Origin of the sequence: Streptomyces sp. NPDC006140, from assembly GCF_040628815.1 — a bacterium.
Classification (GTDB): domain Bacteria; phylum Actinomycetota; class Actinomycetes; order Streptomycetales; family Streptomycetaceae; genus Streptomyces.
The window spans coordinates 16,402-32,929 of record NZ_JBEXTS010000027.1; the positions used below are offsets into that span (position 1 = coordinate 16,402).

The window sequence follows — 16,528 nt, forward strand, 5'->3', positions numbered from 1 at the left end:
GCTCGCAGGGTCCGCTGGATCCCCTGGACGTCAGGCTTCGGCGGTCGCGGGCGGGGACGGAGCCGGTTCCAGGCGGACGCAGCAGTGGCCGGGGCTCGGGGCCAGGCATGCCTGGAGGGTGCCTTCACCCCGTCCTTCGAGGACGCCGCTGAGCAGGTGGAGGTTCATGCCGCACACGGTCTGGGTGTGCTCGCGGGCCAGCTCGTGGAAGGGGCAGTTGCCCAGCACGATCGCCTCACCGTCGAAGCGCGGCTCGAAACCGTACCGCTCCAGGAGGTCGAACACGCTCGCGGCGTCCTGCGCGGCGAGCTGGGCGCCGAGAGTCCGGGCCTTTCGGTGCAGGACGGTGCGGACCGGTTCGCCGGTGGTCTCGGCGTCCTCCATGGCCTGGGCGAGGAGCCGTCCGGCCAGTTCGTAGCGCCGTTCCGGCAGGCTGACGGTGACCTGCTTCGCGGAGCGCTTGTACAGCTTGGCCGGCCGTCCGGCTCCCGGGCCGGTGCGGCCGCTGCGGCGCTCGTAGACGACGTCCAGGAGTGCTTCGTCCGCCAGGCGGTCCAAGTGGAAGGCCGCGGTCTGGCGCGCCAGGCCGAGGGCGGCAGCGGCTTCATCGCGGCTGACCGGTCCCGGCTGCCGTACGACGTGGTCGTACAGCCTCCTGCGGGTCGGCTCGTCCAGAGCGGCGACGGCGGAGACATCGGACGGGGGTGCCTCATTCGGGTGGTCCACGAACACCAGTGTAAAACCCACAGCTCTTGACTAAAGAAGCGTCGCGTACTTCTATCGTTAATGAACGTTGTCGATAGAAGGGACGGGCGTCATGTCGTCCGCAACCACCACCACACCGTCCACCGCCCCCAGGCGCGGCGCGCTCAGCGATCCCGGCTACCAGGCGTTCGTCGTCCTGCGTACGGGGTTCACCGCCGCGCCGATCCTGTTCGGGCTGGACAAGTTCGCCAACCTGCTCGTGGACTGGCCGGTCTACCTCGCGCCGTGGATCAACGACATCGTGCCGGGCAGCGCCCAGGCGGCCATGTACGCCGTGGGGGTGATCGAGATCGTCGCGGGTCTCGTCGTCGCCGTGGCCCCTCGTTTCGGGGGCTGGCTGGTGGCCGGATGGCTGGCCGGCATCATCGTCAACCTGCTGACCATCCCGGGCCACTACGACATCGCGCTGCGCGACTTCGGACTGCTGCTCGGCGCGGTCGCCCTCGCCCGGCTCGCCCAGCGCTACCGCGGAGAGCGGCGACCGCGCTGACCGCCGACAGCGGCCCGGGCGGCGGCAGCGCCGGCGGAGGGGAGGCCGGCTCCGAGCGGCTTCGCGTCTCGCAACCGAGGGCAGGTTCTCGATCGCTTGCCCGGTCCGTACGGTGTTCGCGTGAAGGACACGCTGATCGACGATCTCCGTACCGCGTATGACACCCGGCTCCGGGGCGTCGCCCCGCCCGGCGGCGGCGCCCGCGTCGAGCGGGACGGCCCGTTGACCCGTGTCGTCGGGTGGCACCGTGGCTTCGTGACGGGACCACGGGACCTCGGTGTGCGCGGGGAGGAACTCGACACGCTCATAGCGCGTCAGCGGGACTTCTACGCCTCCCGGGGCGAGGCGGTGGAATGGAAGACCCGCGCCCACGATCTCCCCGCCGACCTCACCGAGCGGCTCACCGCGGCCGGCTTCGTCGCCGAGGACACGGAGACCGTGCTCATCGGACGGTCCGCGGACCTCGCCGCCGACCCCGTCCTGCCCGACGGCGTGACCCTCCGCCGTGTCACCGCCCGGTCAGACCTCCAGCGCATCGCCGCCCTGGAGAGCACCGTCTGGGGCGAGGACTGGAGCTGGCTCGCCGACGACCTGGCCGCCCGGATCGGGAACGACCCGGAGAACACCGTCGTCCTCGTCGCCGAGGCACGCGGTGAGGTCGTCTGCGCGGCGTGGCTGGTGTTCCAGGACGGCGTCGACTTCGGCGGCCTCTGGGGCGGTTCGACCCCCGCGGAGTGGCGTGGCCGGGGCATCTACCGGGCCATGGTCGCCCACCGGGCCCAGCTCGCCGCCGAACGCGACGTCCCCTACGTCCATGTCGACGCCTCGGCCGACAGCGCCCCGATCCTCACCCGCCTCGGCCTGCACGCGGTCACCACGACCACGCCGTACGTCTGGTCGCCCTGACACCGACCGACCTCGACGCGGTGTCGATTGTCCGGTCCTGACGGGGCGCGGCATGCTGCTCCCATGCCGTTGAAGACGATCCCTCCGCTGACCCGACGCACCCTGATCCGCGCCCTGGGCTCCGGGGCCGTGCTCGGTGGGCTCGCCGGGTGCGGGGTCCCGGCGGCGTACGTGCGTCCCGGTGATCGCGACGCCACCGACCTGTCCGCGACCGATCGGCGGCTGGTCTGGGCGAACTGGCCGCTGTACATCGACGTCGACGAGGAACAGCCGTCACGGCGGCCCACCTTGGCGGCCTTCGAGAGGCGGACGGGGATCTCGGTGGACTACGTCGAGGAGATCAACGACAACGACGAGTTCTTCGGCAAGGTCAGCCCCGCACTGATGAACCATCAGTCCACCGGCCGGGATCTGATCGTCGTCAGTGACTGGATGGCCGCGCGGTTCGTGCGGCTCGGCTGGGTGCAGGAGATGGACCGGGCGCGGCAGCCGAACGTGTCCAGGTACCTGGACCCGCAGCTGCGTTCGCCTGCCTTCGACCCCGGCCGCAGGTGCACGGTGCCGTGGCAGTCCGGGATCACGGGGATCGCGTACAACCGGCGCCGGACCGGCCGCGAGATACGGCGGGTCGCCGATCTGTGGGCGAGCGACCTGAAGGGCCGGGTCACCCTGCTGTCGGGCCTGGACGAGGCGTTCGCGCTGCTGATGCAGGGCAACGGTGTCGACATCGGCAGGTGGACGGCCGACGACTTCCACACGGTCTGTGACCAGGTGGAGAAGCAGGTGAAGCGGGGGCAGATCCGGCGCTTCACGGGCAACGACTACATCAAGGACCTGTCCAGCGGCGACGTCCTGGCCTGTCAGGCGTACTCGGGCGATGTGATCCAACTCCAGGCGGACGACCCGGACATCGAGTTCGTCGTCCCCGAAGAGGGTGCCGAGCTGTGGGCCGAGTCGCTGATGATCCCCAACCTCGCCCGCCACAAGGCGAATGCCGAGCGGTTGATCGACTACTACTACGAGCCCGAGGTCGCCGCCGAACTCGCCGCCTGGGTCAACTACGTCTGCCCGGTCCCCTCCGCCCAGGACGTCCTCGCCTCCGCCGGGGACCCGGAGACCGCGGCCCTGGCCGAGAACCCGCTGATCTTCCCCGACCGGGAGATGCGCGGCCGGCTCGCCATCGCGCGGGACATCACCTCGGCGGAGCGGGCGGAGTTCGCGCGGCGGTGGAACCGGATCGCGGGGTTGTAGACGCAGCCAGGGCCGCAGGACGGGTCAGGGGGTGAGTTCCTTGCGGACCAGCAAGGTGAACGCGGTGGCCGACGCCTCCCGTTGGACGTCGACGCTGGGCGCTGGTCCGCTCACCGCCGGGAGCTTCAGTGCCTTGACGTCGGAGGCCGGGAAGTCCTCCCGGGCCAGGCCCAGGGTGACGTGGGGCCAGAAATCGTCCTCCACGATGTCCAGGTACTGGGTGACGTCCTGCTGGATGCGTGCCAGCTCGGGAGTGCGTTCGATGCCCAGGCGGATCTGTTCTCCCTTCTGGACGGTGTCCTCGTCGTACCGGTAGCTCGGGTTCTTCCTGAGGGTCCAGCTGCCGTGGCGTACTTCGCCGGTCAGGCGGATGGTCGGAGCGGACCATGCTCCGCCGGTGATGAACGAGCGCGCGTCGTCCAGTTTCCGTTCGTCGGCACCGTGCAGGAAACCCAGGGTGATGTGGATGTGCTCCGGGTACTGCGGGTCGACGCGGTCCTGGCACTGCCGTTGCACGTCGACGAGGTCGTCGACCAGTTCGGGCGGGACCCTCAGGCAGATGAAGGCGTTCGTCCTCTGTCCACCGGCCATGGCGTTCCTCCGTGTGTCGGTCGATCCGGTCACCAGTCGGCGGTATGCCTTGCCCCTGGGCGGCAGGGGCCGCTCATGCCGGACGCGGTTTCACCCGGATGGCCGGACGGCTGCACCGCGTGACCACCCCGCTCAGCCGAGGTCCAGGTCGGTGTGCAGCACGTGGTGGTCCGAGGCCGGGGTCGGCAGCACGCGGTGGTCGAGCGGGGTGATGCCTCGCAGGAAGACGTAGTCGAACTTGAGCTGCCAGTCGGTGGTCGGCTTGCAGGTGCCGGTGGGCGAAGGGCCGCACTGGGGGTCCGTATCCGTGGCCAGTGCCCACATCGGGGCGAGTTCGGGGGCGTCCGGCACGGCGTTGAAGTCGCCGAGGAGGATCGCGCGGTCGTGCCGCGCGGCCTCTGCCGCGAGGACGCGGACCTGGCCCGCCCGCACCTCCTCCTGGCGCCGTTGGGCGAGGTGGGTGTTGAAGACCCGGACCGACCGGCCGCCCACGGTGGTGGTGACCGCCACGTACCCGCGGTCCTCGGAGCCGCCGTCGGGATACTCCTCGGTGACGACGTCTGTCATCGGTGCCGCCGACAGGACCGCCTGGCCGAAGGCCCCCGGGCTCCACGGCGCTCCCCCGCAGCGGCCCCAGTTGCGGAGCACCGTCCCGTACTCGACGTGGTACACGAGCCCGTGGAGGTTCTCCAAGTAGTCCCGGATCAGCTCGACATCACGGACGCACGCCTCTTGCAGGCCGATGACCTGGGGGGCGTACGCGGCGATCTCCGCCGCCCGGTCGACGTTGCTCGTCTCGCAGGGGTTGCAGATGTTCCACGTCATGACCCGGTTCGGTACGACATCCCTCACGGGCTCGACGAGCGGGGTCCCGGCGGAGACCGCGCCGCTCGGCGCGCTGGGGCCGATGAGCACCATGCAGACGACGGTCATGACACCCGCGAGCAACCGCATACCGCTTCTGAGCACCGTCGCCTCCTCCAGGTGGACACACGTGGCATCCGAGGTTCCTTGGACGAGGTTATGGGACGGAGTTGTGGAACGGGATCGCGGATCGGATGGTGGGAGCGGGAACCCGGGCGGACGGCGAGCGCCCGCCCGGGGGTGTCAGCCGCTGTGGACGCCGACCTCGTAGAGGGAGTAGCCCCAGTCCGTGGCGCGTTCCAGGCCATGGACGCGTACGTATCTGGCCGGTGCGGCGGTGAAGTTCGCGGTGTCCAGGCCGCCGTCGCCCGCTGTCGTGGACCAGGCGGTGCGCCAGTTCTCGCCGTCGGTCGACAGCTCGACCCGGTACGACTTCGCGTACGCGCGCTCCCAGTCGAGGGTGACCCGTCCGACGGTCCGCGTGGAGCCGAGGTCGAGCCGGTACCACTGGTCGTCGCTCCAGTCGCTCGCCCAGCGGGTCCCGCCGTCGCCGTCGACGGCCCTGTGCGGCTTGCGGTCGGTGAACAGGCTCCACTCGGAGGAACTGGCCGACGGGGTGGCGCCTGTGGCGAGATCGGTCTCGGCCTCGTGGTTCTCGGAGGCCCTCCACGTGTCGAGGTAGGACTCCGCGCCGCGCAGGAGGTCGGTCACCACGTCCTGGCCGCCGACGCGGCGGATGTCCTCGATCCAGTCGGGGACGAGGCCGTAGTGCGCGGCTCCGTCGGTGTTCAGGTCCCAGGTGCGCTCGCCGGTGACCTGCCGGTGGAGGACGGAGCCGCCGTCGGCGCTCTTGAAGGGGTACTCGACCTTGTTCGGGGCGTCGGCTCCGCGCGGGGCGGGCCAGCCGCCGACGCCGTTCATGTCGGTGCCGTAGCCGTAGCCCACGCCGTACTTGTCGCGCAGGGCCTTGGTGCGCCTCGCCTCCGCGACGAAGTCCTCCGAGCCGTGCATGTACTGGGCGATGAAGCCGCCCAGGCCGTAGACCCGTTCGGTCCACTCCGCGTCCATCCAGCTGTGCGAGGAGAGCACACCGGGGTAGGAGGCGGCCTCGAAGAGGTCGAGCACCCGGCCGGTGGCCTTGACGCTCATGTGGTCGATCTCCAGCATCATCCCGCGCCGCATCATGCCGCGCACGGCGTACTCGCCGAGTTCGGTCAGCCCGCGGACGTTGCACCGGGCGTCCGCGCTGTAGCCGGGGACCTCCACGCCCGCCGGGAGCTTCGCCTCGGCTCCGGCCGCCGGCGCGTCGCCGATGGGGTTGTCGGCCTGGGGGCCAGTGCACTTCTCCGTCTTCCAGAAGGTGCCGGTCGACAGGAACTGGCCGACGTTGATGGCCGTTCCGAGCGTGCCGGAGTCGAAGCGGACACCGCACAGGGCGTTGTCGAACTTGTGGCACAGGAACATGCTGCGCACGCCCAGGGAGTGCAGCTCGTCCAGTCCCTTGTCGATGTCGGCCCTGCTGCACTGCGCGATGTCGAGGACCTGCTTGCAGCCGAACGGCTCGGAGGTCTCGACGCCCAGGACGACGGCCAGTTTGCCCTGCTCGATGACCTGGCGGGCCTGTGCGCTGTCGGTGACGATCCGGAAGAAGCCCTTGCCGGGCCCGCCGTAGATTCTGTCGATGTAGGCCTGCATGTCGTACGTCAGCTTGGCCTGGAGGCGGATGGACGTCATCTCGTCGCAGCCGCGGTCCTTGAAGAAGTACACGGAGCAGATCACGCCGTTGGTGACGAGGTCGTTGACGAGGACCCGCTGGCCGCCGCGCCAGGCCCGCTCCACCCAGGCGTAGTAGTTCTGCTGGTGGGTCAGGGAGTCGTGGGCCGGCCAGTCCTTGAAGGTGGGCCAGCCCACCGGGTCGTGTTTGCCGTCTCCGCCGCGCGTGATGAAGTCGAAGACCGCGAGCGAGCCGTCCGGATAGTGCTCGGGGCAGTCCTTGAGCGCGTCGGCGACGCCCTGTTCGGAGAACGGCTTCCCGCAGATCAGGCGTCCGCCGAACGCCTCGTTGGCGAAGATGTGGTCGTGCGCGTCGACGAAGCCGCGTACCTCTCCCCCGGCGTCCGTGCCGGTGAAGGGCGCGCCGGTGACGTTGATGTCGGAGTCGGGGGCGGGCCGTGCGGTGGGGTTCCACCAGTCGGCGCCGGCCGCCGAACTCGGCGCGGGGCCCAGCACGACGGCCAGCACGAGCAGCAGGAGCGACACCACGGTGACGTTCTTGCGTCCGTGGTTGCGGCGTTCGGCACTCGTCACGACCCACGTCCCTCGGTCAGCGGGAGGCGGGGTCCACGGCCAGGGAGCCGATTGTCATGACCTCGCCCAAAGGTGCGACGAGGATCACCCCTGCCGCTTGACGAGTCAAGTCTCCGGGAGCGATGGGCTACTGACAGGTAATCACTATGTCCTGCCGTCGGTTCGGTGTCAGCTCTTGCGTCCGACGTGGTCGGCCGGGCGGCGGGAGCGGGTCAGGGCCAGTCCGCCGAGGGCTGTGGCGATCAGCCCGACCACGAGGGCCACGTAGGCACCGCCGAGTCCGTTGCCGGTGCCGAGGCCGCCGTCGGCGGTGGCCGCGACCAGGCCGCCGAGGACCGCGCCGGTCAGCGCCGTCACCAGGGCGAGCCTGGCCCCGAGGGAACCCCGGGCGGTGCCGAGACGACCGGCCGGGCGTGCCAGTGCCAGCCAGGCGAGGGCCACACCGGCCAGCCCCAGCAGGGCGCCGGTGGTGGCCCCGAGGCGCCCGAGGCCGAAGTCGTAGACGTCGGCCGCCACGGGCCGGGCCGAGGGCCGGGCGGCCGCCGGCGTGGCAAGCGCGATGCCGGCGAGCAGGGCCGCCGCAGTGGCAGTGGGCAGGGCGGCCGCTGTGGCGGTGAGCAGGCGGCGAACAGACATCCTGGTGCTCCTTCTCTTGCTGCGAGTGGGTGCCGCCCGAGCATGTCCGGCGGACCCGCGCCCGGTCGTCCGGCGGACGCGGACACTTCGCACTGCCGCCGGTGCCGCATCCGGCTACCGCGATCGCCGCAGGCGGCCCGCGGGTACCGCGTGTGCGGTAGCCGGCCGTCGCCCGCGAGGCGGACTCGCCCGTGGCGGCGGCCGGTTAGGGTGCCCGTCATGAGTAACGGGGGGAGCGGTGTCCGGGCCCGTGTCGTGGACTGGGGCATCGCCGGCGGTGTGGCGGCGGCGCTGCTGGTGACCGGGCTGTCCGGGCAGCGCTCCGCCGCGAGCCTCGATGTGCTCGGCTACGCGCTGCTGGCCGCGGGCGGGCTGGCGCTGGCCGCGCGCCGCCGGGCTCCGATCGCCGTCCTGGCCGTCACCGGGCTGTGCGCGGTGGGGTACCAGGCGGCCGGTTTCGACGTGCCCGCCGTGGCGTACCTGTTCGCCGTGTACGCGGCCGTGCGGGCGGGGCACCGGACCGTCACGGTGGCGGCGAGCGTGGCCGTGCTGGGGCTGCTTCCGCCGGCGGCCCTGATCTCGGGTCTGCACGACACGGGCGAGGCGTTCGCGCGGGCCCGGGGCGCCCTGGAGATCGCCTGGCTGATCGCGGCCGGCGCCGCGGGTGAGGCGCTGCGGCAGGCCGAGCGGCGGGCGGACGAGGCCGAGCGCACCCGGGAGGAGACCGCGCGGCGCCGGGCCGACGAGGAACGGCTGCGCATCGCACGGGAGTTGCACGATGCGCTCACCCACCAGATCTCCGTCATCAAGGTGCAGGCGGAGGTCGCCGTGCACGTGGCGCGCCGACGCGGCGAGGAGGTGCCGGACGCCCTGCTGGCGATCCAGGAGGCCGGGCGGGAGGCGGCCCGTGAGCTGCGGGCGACGCTCCAGGCCCTGCGCGACGACGACACGACCCCGCCGCGCGGCCTCGACGACGTCCCGGACCTGGTGGAACGCGCCCGCGCCATCGGCCTGGACGCGACGCTGACCATCGAGGGGCGACGCCAGGACGTGCCGGCCGCGGTGGGCCGGACCGTCTACCGGATCGTCCAGGAGTCGCTCACCAACATCGCCCGGCACGCGGACGCGAGTACGGCGTCGGTGCGCATCGACTGCGGTCCGGACGCCCTCGCCCTCCGCGTCGACGACGACGGCAGGGCGACCCCGGACACCGCCCCGCCGCCCGGTCTCGGCCTGCTCGGCATGCGCGAACGCGTCACCGCCCTCGGCGGCCGGCTGCGCGCGGAACCGCGCGGCGGGGGCGGCTTCACCGTCCAGGCCGAACTCCCCGTGGAGCACACGTCATGATCCGGGTCCTGCTCGTCGACGACCAGCCGCTCATCCGCAGCGGGTTCCGCGCGCTCCTCGACCTGGAGGACGACATCGAAGTGGTGGCCGAGGCCGCCGACGGGCGGGAAGGCCTGGAGCTGGCCGTGAAGCACCTGCCCGATGTGGCTCTCATCGACGTCCAGATGCCGGTCGTCGACGGCATCGAGGCGACCCGGCGCATCGCCGCCGACCCGGCCCTGGCCCAGGTGCACGTCGTCATCCTGACCAACTACGGCCTGGACGAGTACGTCTTCGACGCGCTGCGCGCCGGCGCCGCCGGGTTCCTCGTGAAGGACATCCTGCCGGAGGACTTCCTGCACGCCGTCCGTGTCGCGGCGCGCGGCGAGGCCCTGCTGGCGCCCTCCATCACGCGCAAACTCATCCACCGCTACGTCACCCAGCCGCTCCCCGCGACCAGGGGAAAGAGACTGGAGGAGCTGACCGGCCGCGAGCGGGAGGCCGTCGCCCTGGTGGCGCGGGGCCTGTCCAACGACGAGATCGCGGGCCGCATGGTGATCAGCCCGATGACGGCGAAGACCCACATCAACCGGGCCATGGCCAAGCTCCACGCCCGTGACCGGGCCCAACTCGTGGTGTTCGCCTACGAGTCGGGCCTGGTGGTCCCGCCCGGCTCCTGACGCGGCCACGGCCCGGGTGCCTGCCGAGACCCTCACCTGGGCGCTCCTCGGCCGCGCCTCCGGGCGCCGGGGCGGGTCAGGAACCGCAGCAGCCGTCCGCCGGTGCCTGTGCGGCAGGGGCCGGCGCGGCGGCCGGTGTGCCGAGCTGGACGGGCCGGGGCGCCGGGGCGCAGCAGCCGCCGCCGTCGGCCTGGTCGGCTTCGGGGGTGTCGAAGAGGCCGGCGCCGCCGCACACGCCCGTTTCGGGGAGGGTGAGTTCGACGCGGTCGGCGGCCTCCAGGTCGCCGGCGATCGCCGCGGCGACGGAGCGGACCTGCTCGTAGCCGGTGAGGGCCAGGAACGTGGGCGCGCGGCCGTAGGACTTCATGCCGACCAGGTAGACGCCCTGTTCGGGGTGGGAGAGCTCGCGGTGGCTGTGGGGGCGGACGGTGCCGCAGGAGTGCTGGTTGGGGTCGATCAGCGGGGCGAGCCTCACCGGGGCCTGGAGGCGTTCGTCCAGGCCGAGGCGGATCTCGGAGAGGAAGGACAGGTCGGGCCGGAAGCCGGTCAGCACGATCACCTCGTCCACCGGCTCCAGGCGGCGGCCGTCCTCGCCCACCAGGACCAGGCGCCCGTCGCCGTCGCGTTCGACGGCGTCGGTCCGGAAGCCGGTGACCGCGTCCGCGTGCCCCTCGTCGACGGCGGCCTTGGCCGCGAGGCCGAGGGCGCCGCGCGCGGGGAGCTGGTCGGCGGTGCCGCCGCCGAAGGTGGAGCCGGAGATGCCGCGGCGCAGGATCCACACCGCCTTCGTCCCGGCCCCGTCGCCGGCCCCGGCCAGGTCGGCGAGGCGGGCCAGGGCGGTGAAGGCGGAGGCGCCGGAGCCGATCACGGCGGTGCGCCGGCCCGCGTAGCGGGCGCGGACCGCCGGGTCGTCGAGGTCCGGGACGCGGTAGGTGACGCGGTCGGCGGCCGCGCGCTCGCCGAGGGCGGGCAGGCCGCTGCCGCCGGCCGGGCCGGGAGTGGTCCAGGTGCCGGAGGCGTCGATGACGGCGCGGGCGAGGAGCCGCTCCTCGGTTCCGTCGGTGCGGGTGACGTGGACGACGAACGGCTGTGTGTCGCGGCCGGCGTCGACGAGCCGGTCCCGTCCCGCGCGGGAGACGCCGGTGACGCGGGCGCCGGTGCGGACGCGCTCGCCGAGGGCGTCGGCCAGGGGCTGGAGGTACCGCTCGGCCCAGTCGCCGCCGGAGGGGTGGGCCGAGGGGTCGGGCCTCGTCCAGCCGGTGGGGGCGAGGAGCTTTTCGGCGGCCGGGTCGACCAGTTCGCTCCACGGCGAGAAGAGCCGGACGTGTGCCCACTCGCGCACCGCCGCGCCGGCGGCCGGCCCGGCTTCCACGACCAGGGGTTCGATGCCGCGGTCGACGAGGTGTGCGGCGGCGGCCAGACCGGTGGGTCCGGCTCCGATCACGACGACGGGCAGCTCGGGGGTGGCGGGCGCGGTCACGGCGACTCCTTGTTGTTTCGACGTTTGTCGATGTCCTGTGCGGCCAGGATGGCAGCTGTATCGACAAGCGTCAACATAGACATTCATCGAATCAATGGGCTCGGCATGGTGATCCATTTCCGACCGAGCCGCGGCCATTGGTTCGACGCATGTCAACATAGACACATGTCGAATACGAAGGCGCTGCCGCTGCTCGGATCCGGCGGACCGGACGGCCAAGGGGCGGCACCGTGCTGCCCGCCGCTCACGGAGCGTCCGATGAACGCCGAGGAGGCCGAGACGGCCGCGCGGATGTTCAAGGCGCTGGGCGATCCGGTGCGGCTGCGGCTGTTCTCCGCGGTCGCCTCGCACGCGGGCGGTGAGGCGTGCGTGTGCGACATCTCCGACGTGGGCGTCTCCCAGCCGACCGTCTCCCACCACCTGAAGAAGCTCAAGGAGGCCGGCCTGCTGACCTCCGAACGGCGCGGGACCTGGGTCTACTACCGGGTCGAGCCCTCGGTCCTCGCCGCCATGGGCAGGCTGCTGACCGCTGCTCCGGCCGTCTGACGCCGGCAGCGGGGCGCCGGCGGCACCTGCTCTTCACCCGCTGTCGGCCCGCCGGCCACCTGGCCTCTCCTGCGCCTTGACGGGGTCACGTATCGTCTGCCGATATCGGATTCCGTCACATGCGGCCGGGCCGCCGAGGGAGCAGGGCATGAGCAAGCCGTCCACCACCGCGGGGCTGCCGGACGAGTTGCGCCGGCGACTGGGGGTACCGGACGCGGTCGTGATCGGGCTGGGGTCGATGATCGGGGCGGGCATCTTCGCCGCGCTCGCCCCGGCCGCGCACGCGGCCGGCTCCGGCCTGCTGATCGGTCTCGCGCTGGCGGCGGTGGTCGCGTACTGCAACGCCACCTCCTCCGCCCGGCTCGCCGCCCGCTACCCGGCCTCCGGTGGCACCTACGTCTACGGCCGGGAGCGGCTCGGCGCGTTCTGGGGCTACCTGGCCGGGTGGGCGTTCGTGGTCGGCAAGACCGCCTCCTGCGCGGCGATGGCGCTCACGGTCGGCTCGTACGTGTGGCCGGGGCAGGCCCACGCGGTGGCGGTCGCGGCGGTGGTGGCGCTGACCGCGGTGAACTACGCCGGGGTGCAGAAGTCCGCTGTGCTGACGCGGGTGATCGTGGGCGTGGTGGTGGCGGTGCTCGCCGCTGTGGTGGTCGCCGCCCTGACGTCGGGCGCCTCGGACGCGGCCCGGCTGGACGTCGGCGACGACGCGACCGGGGGCGGGGTGCTCCAGGCGGCGGGGCTGCTGTTCTTCGCCTTCGCCGGATACGCGCGGATCGCCACGCTGGGCGAGGAGGTCCGGGACCCGGCGCGCACCATCCCCCGGGCGATCCCGATCGCGCTGGGTATCACCCTGGTCGTGTACGCCGTCGTCGCCGTAGCCGTGCTGACGGTCCTCGGCGCGGACGGGCTGGCGCAGGCCACGGCACCGCTGTCGGACGCGGCCCGGGCGGCGGGGGCCGACTGGCTCGTGCCGATCGTGCGCGCCGGCGCGGCGGTGGCGGCGCTCGGTTCCCTGCTCGCGCTGATCCTGGGTGTCTCCCGCACCACGCTCGCCATGGCCCGCGACCGGCACCTGCCGCACGCCCTGGCGGCGGTGCACCCGACGTTCAAGGTGCCCCACCGGGCCGAACTCGCGGTCGGCGCGGTGGTGGCGGTCCTCGCCGCCACCGGGGACGTGCGCGGGGCGATCGGCTTCTCCTCCTTCGGCGTGCTGGCCTACTACGCCGTCGCCAACGCCTCCGCCTGGACCCTGGCCCCGGACGAGGGGCGTCCGGCTCGGATCGTCCCCGCCGTGGGCCTGGCCGGCTGCCTCGTCCTGGCGTTCGCCCTGCCGGCGGCCTCGGTGATCTCCGGGGCGGCGGTGCTGGCGCTCGGCGCCGCCGTGTACGGAGTACGCCGTACCGTGGCCGCCCGGAACTCCTAGGCGTATGGAGCACGAGCGGTCGGCACCAGGCGGTCTCCTTCTCGGCGCCGCCCCCTACGGGGCTTCCTCGCCGAGGAGTTCACGGGCGAGTTCCCTGAGCGCTCGACGGTCCTCGGCAAGGGCCTGCCTGCCGGCTTCCGTCGCCCTGTAGACGCGCCGGGTGCGGCCGTCGACCACGCGCTGCTCGGAGACCAGCAGCCCGTCCGCCTCCAGCCGGTGCAGCGTCGGGTAGAGGGTGCCCGGGCTGATCCGGTAGCCGTGCGAGGCCAACTCCTCGGACATCCAGGCTCCGTGGATCTCCTCCTCGGCCGCGTGGTGGAGGATGTGCAGCCGCACCGCACCCCTCTGGAACTCCCGCACCCCGACCCACCTCCGTGCCCGCCGGACAGTGACGCACCCGATATCGGCAACCGATCCTAGCCGGACCGGGTCGTCCGGGGGCCGCCGCGTGCTCGCGTCGTACACCACGCGGGGGTACTAGGCGCGGGTGCTAAGCACTGGCGCTAGGCGGTGGTGCTAGGCGCGGGCGAACTTCCGGCGCCAGGCCAGGGACACGTACACCAGCGCCACCAGCACCGGCACCTCGATCAGTGGGCCGACGACTCCGGAGAGGGCCTGGCCGGAGGTGACGCCGAAGGTGGCGATGGCGACCGCGATGGCCAGCTCGAAGTTGTTGCCCGCGGCTGTGAAGGCGAGCGTGGCGGTGCGGTCGTAGGCCAGGCCGATGGCCTTGCCGAGGGCGAACGTGCCGAACCACATCAGCGCGAAGTAGACCAGCAGCGGCAGGGCGATGCGGGCCACGTCCAGCGGCTGCGAGGTGATCGTCTTTCCCTGGAGGGCGAAGAGGATGACGATCGTGAAGAGCAGGCCGTACAGCGCCCAGGGTCCGATCTTCGGCAGGAAGCCCGTCTCGTACGTCTCGCGGCCGAGCTTCCGCTCGCCGAGGCGGCGGGTGAGGAACCCGGCCAGCAGCGGGATGCCGAGGAAGACGACGACGTTCAGGGCGATCTTCCCCATGGAGATGTCGAGGTGCTCGCCGTTGCCCAGGTTCAGCCAGCCGGGCAGCAGGTCGAGGTAGAACCAGCCGAGCAGGCCGAAGGCGAGGACCTGGAAGACCGAGTTGAGCGCCACGAGCACGGCGGCTGCCTCGCGGTCGCCGCAGGCGAGGTCGTTCCAGATGATGACCATGGCGATGCAGCGGGCGAGGCCGACGATGATCAGGCCGGTGCGGTACTCGGGCAGGTCCGGCAGGAAGATCCACGCCAGCGCGAACATCACCGCGGGGCCGACCAGCCAGTTGACGACCAGTGACGAGACCATGAGCCTCTTGTCGCCGGTGACGGCGTCGAGCTTGTCGTAGCGGACCTTGGCCAGGACCGGGTACATCATGACCAGCAGGCCGATGGCGATCGGGAGGGAGATGCCGCCGATCTCGACCGCGGCCAGGGCGTCGTTCAGGCCCGGGACGGCGCGCCCGAGGCCCAGGCCCACGGCCATGGCGAGGAGGATCCAGACAGCGAGGAAGCGGTCGAGGGTCGACAGCTTCGCGACGACCGAGGAATCCTCGGTGGCCGCGGGTGCTTCGGTGCGGGTCACGGGCAGGCCCTCTTGTTGTCGGCGGCGGCACGGGCGGACTCGGCCAGGTCACCGAGTTGTTCGGCGAGCTGGGCGATGACGTCGGGGCGCAGCCTGTAGTACGTGTACCGGCCGCACGGCTCGGTCTCGACCACACCCGCCTCGCGCAGCACTCTCAGGTGGTTGGAGAGGTTGGTCTGCCGGGCGCCGGTCTCCTCCACCAGGTGGGTGGTGCACAGCGTCTCTTTGGCGAGCAGGGTCACGATCCGGAGCCTGAGCGGGTCGGCCAGCACCCGGATCAGGTCAGTGTCGACTGACGTCATCATGGACTGATAGTGTCACATCATCCATGGCTGATAACAGCCGGGGGTGACCTGATCGTCGAACTGCTCGTCCCGCTGTCACGAAGGATGAACCGATGTCCTCCTCCAGCCCGCTCGCCTCCGTGCTGTTCGTGTGCGTCCACAACGCCGGACGCTCCCAGATGGCCGCCGGATTCCTCGACCACCTCGCGGGCGACCGGGTCGAGGTCCGCTCAGCCGGTTCGGTCCCGGGCGACCGGGTCAACCCCTCCGCCGTGGAGGCCATGCGGGAAGTCGGCATCGACATCTCCGCGGCCGAGCCGAAGATCCTGACCACGGAGGCCGTCCAGGCGTCCGACTACGTCATCACGATGGGCTGCGGCGACGCCTGCCCGGTCTTCCCCGGCAAGAAGTACCTCGACTGGGCCCTGGAGGATCCGGCTGGCAAGGGCGTCGAGGCCGTCCGCCCGATCCGCGACGAGATCAGGGCCCGCATCGAGGCGCTGATCGCCGAGATCGACGCCCAGCGGAGCGTGTGATCCCTGCGGGGTCCGGCCGCGGTCGGTTCCGTCCGGCCAGGAGGGCGCCGTCGACGTCCCGGATCGCGCCGGGCACGGACCCTCTTCCCGTCCTTGCCTCCCGACCGGCGATCCGGTCGGCGGATCGCGGACATGTGACGGTCAGCGGACGACACTCCTCGACCGGGGCCCGAGCGACAGGACCGACAGTCGGCGGATCGCAGGGGCGCGCGCCAGGGGCGCAGGAAGCAGAGGCGGTCGTCGGCACGCGACCGTGAGGGCCGGTCGGCGTAACGGCCGTGCGGGTTCTCACAGGTCGAACTCGAGGTGCTCCACGTCCGTGAACTCCACCAGCAGGCCCTGGGCGCGGCGGCCGTGGTCCTTGAAGTAGATCTCCTGGAGGCCTTCCGCCGCGATGTCCCGCAGTTGCTGTTCCGTGCCGCCTGCTTCCTGCGTGTCGAACAGGCGGGCGGCGTACTCGGGGGGCAGGGCCACGGTGAGGTGGCGCAGGCGGGCGTCGTCGGTGGTGCCGGGGGCGGCGGTGTAACCGAAGCGGGCCCGGGTGTCGATGACGATGCCGGCCGTGGTGGCGGCGGCCCGTCTGGCCTGGGCCCTGACCCTGGGCTGCCACCGCTTGACGACCTCTCGCTCCAGGCGCTGCGCCAACTCGGGGCGGGGGTGTCTGATCTGGTCGCGGACGTACCGCTCGACCGTGCGCCGGGTGATGCCGAGCAGCTCCGCCACCGGCCCGGTGCCCCGCAACTGCCGCACCAGGAACCGCATCCGGGCACCCGCGCTGCGCGGGACGGGGCGTGTGAACGCCTTGCGCAGCGCGGCGTCCAGACCGTCGCCGACCCTGTCCACCGGT

The 16,528-nt window shown here is 72.1% G+C and carries 18 protein-coding genes; 8 read left to right on the forward strand and 10 right to left on the reverse strand.

The window, feature by feature from the left end; genetic code table 11:
• Positions 1-30: 30 nt before the first annotated feature.
• The gene (locus tag ABZ386_RS40220; RefSeq protein ID WP_351343876.1) at positions 31-732 is read right to left on the reverse strand and encodes a helix-turn-helix domain-containing protein; all 702 of its coding nucleotides are present in this window, start codon (positions 730-732) and stop codon (positions 31-33) included.
• An 85-nt stretch (positions 733-817) separates the two neighbouring features.
• On the opposite strand from ABZ386_RS40220, the gene ABZ386_RS40225 reads away from it, so the two are divergent.
• From ABZ386_RS40225 to ABZ386_RS40235, 3 genes are all read left to right on the forward strand, one after another.
• Complete coding sequence (locus ABZ386_RS40225; protein WP_358968430.1) at positions 818-1,255, forward strand: hypothetical protein; 438 nt, start codon at positions 818-820, stop codon at positions 1,253-1,255.
• A 120-nt stretch (positions 1,256-1,375) separates the two neighbouring features.
• A complete protein-coding gene (locus ABZ386_RS40230) occupies positions 1,376-2,161 on the forward strand; it encodes a GNAT family N-acetyltransferase (protein ID WP_358968433.1) in 786 nt (261 codons plus the stop codon).
• Positions 2,162-2,224: 63 nt separating this feature from the next.
• Positions 2,225-3,412 (forward strand): spermidine/putrescine ABC transporter substrate-binding protein, encoded by a 1,188-nt coding sequence (locus tag ABZ386_RS40235; RefSeq protein ID WP_356619218.1) that lies wholly within the window; start codon positions 2,225-2,227, stop codon positions 3,410-3,412.
• 24 nt (positions 3,413-3,436) lie between these two features.
• Here ABZ386_RS40235 and ABZ386_RS40240 read toward each other — a convergent pair whose 3' ends face one another.
• The 4 genes from ABZ386_RS40240 to ABZ386_RS40255 all read right to left on the reverse strand — a co-directional run bounded on the left by ABZ386_RS40240 (position 3,437) and on the right by ABZ386_RS40255 (position 7,810).
• A complete protein-coding gene (locus ABZ386_RS40240; RefSeq protein WP_351343600.1) occupies positions 3,437-4,003 on the reverse strand; it encodes a hypothetical protein in 567 nt (188 codons plus the stop codon).
• Between the two features lie 132 nt (positions 4,004-4,135).
• The gene (locus ABZ386_RS40245; RefSeq protein ID WP_351343873.1) at positions 4,136-4,957 is read right to left on the reverse strand and encodes an endonuclease/exonuclease/phosphatase family protein; all 822 of its coding nucleotides are present in this window, start codon (positions 4,955-4,957) and stop codon (positions 4,136-4,138) included.
• Positions 4,958-5,110: 153 nt separating this feature from the next.
• Complete coding sequence (locus ABZ386_RS40250) at positions 5,111-7,174, reverse strand: discoidin domain-containing protein (RefSeq protein WP_358968437.1); 2,064 nt, start codon at positions 7,172-7,174, stop codon at positions 5,111-5,113.
• A 168-nt stretch (positions 7,175-7,342) separates the two neighbouring features.
• Positions 7,343-7,810, reverse strand: coding sequence for a DUF6223 family protein (locus tag ABZ386_RS40255; protein ID WP_351343593.1), 468 nt, complete (start codon positions 7,808-7,810; stop codon positions 7,343-7,345).
• A gap of 219 nt (positions 7,811-8,029) precedes the next feature.
• On the opposite strand from ABZ386_RS40255, the gene ABZ386_RS40260 reads away from it, so the two are divergent.
• Together ABZ386_RS40260 and ABZ386_RS40265 are read left to right on the forward strand one after the other, a co-directional pair.
• Positions 8,030-9,157, forward strand: a complete 1,128-nt coding sequence (locus ABZ386_RS40260) for a sensor histidine kinase (RefSeq protein WP_356506265.1) — start codon at positions 8,030-8,032, stop codon at positions 9,155-9,157.
• On the forward strand, positions 9,154-9,816 hold the full coding sequence (locus ABZ386_RS40265) for a response regulator transcription factor (RefSeq protein ID WP_351343586.1): 663 nt from the start codon (positions 9,154-9,156) through the stop codon (positions 9,814-9,816). Before ABZ386_RS40260 ends, ABZ386_RS40265 begins: the two co-directional genes overlap by 4 nt.
• A 76-nt stretch (positions 9,817-9,892) precedes the next feature.
• Here ABZ386_RS40265 and ABZ386_RS40270 read toward each other — a convergent pair whose 3' ends face one another.
• Positions 9,893-11,296: an FAD-dependent oxidoreductase gene (locus ABZ386_RS40270; protein ID WP_358968440.1), complete on the reverse strand. Its 1,404-nt coding sequence runs from the start codon at positions 11,294-11,296 to the stop codon at positions 9,893-9,895.
• 165 nt (positions 11,297-11,461) lie between these two features.
• Between ABZ386_RS40270 and ABZ386_RS40275 the strand changes: the two genes are divergently transcribed.
• Both ABZ386_RS40275 and ABZ386_RS40280 read left to right on the forward strand, forming a co-directional pair.
• On the forward strand, positions 11,462-11,842 hold the full coding sequence (locus ABZ386_RS40275) for a metalloregulator ArsR/SmtB family transcription factor (RefSeq protein WP_351343580.1): 381 nt from the start codon (positions 11,462-11,464) through the stop codon (positions 11,840-11,842).
• A 148-nt stretch (positions 11,843-11,990) separates the two neighbouring features.
• Positions 11,991-13,265, forward strand: a complete 1,275-nt coding sequence (locus tag ABZ386_RS40280) for an APC family permease (RefSeq protein ID WP_356674102.1) — start codon at positions 11,991-11,993, stop codon at positions 13,263-13,265.
• Between the two features lie 54 nt (positions 13,266-13,319).
• Here ABZ386_RS40280 and ABZ386_RS40285 read toward each other — a convergent pair whose 3' ends face one another.
• The 3 genes from ABZ386_RS40285 to ABZ386_RS40295 form a co-directional block, all read right to left on the reverse strand.
• Positions 13,320-13,625 carry a PadR family transcriptional regulator gene (locus ABZ386_RS40285; protein WP_355724706.1) on the reverse strand — a complete coding sequence of 102 codons (306 nt, stop codon included), beginning with the start codon at positions 13,623-13,625 and terminating at the stop codon, positions 13,320-13,322.
• A 156-nt stretch (positions 13,626-13,781) separates the two neighbouring features.
• The gene (gene arsB, locus ABZ386_RS40290; RefSeq protein WP_351343571.1) at positions 13,782-14,861 is read right to left on the reverse strand and encodes an ACR3 family arsenite efflux transporter; all 1,080 of its coding nucleotides are present in this window, start codon (positions 14,859-14,861) and stop codon (positions 13,782-13,784) included.
• Positions 14,858-15,166, reverse strand: a complete 309-nt coding sequence (locus tag ABZ386_RS40295) for a metalloregulator ArsR/SmtB family transcription factor (RefSeq protein ID WP_351343568.1) — start codon at positions 15,164-15,166, stop codon at positions 14,858-14,860. The genes arsB and ABZ386_RS40295 overlap by 4 nt, the downstream gene beginning before the upstream one ends.
• A 92-nt stretch (positions 15,167-15,258) precedes the next feature.
• Here ABZ386_RS40295 and ABZ386_RS40300 point away from each other — a divergent pair, with 92 nt between their 5' ends.
• Entirely contained in the window at positions 15,259-15,681 is a 423-nt protein-coding gene (locus tag ABZ386_RS40300; RefSeq protein WP_351343565.1) for an arsenate reductase ArsC, read from the forward strand.
• A 288-nt stretch (positions 15,682-15,969) separates the two neighbouring features.
• Here the strand turns inward: ABZ386_RS40300 and ABZ386_RS40305 are convergent, their stop codons facing one another.
• Entirely contained in the window at positions 15,970-16,524 is a 555-nt protein-coding gene (locus ABZ386_RS40305; protein WP_351343562.1) for an XRE family transcriptional regulator, read from the reverse strand.
• Positions 16,525-16,528 lie beyond the last annotated feature (4 nt).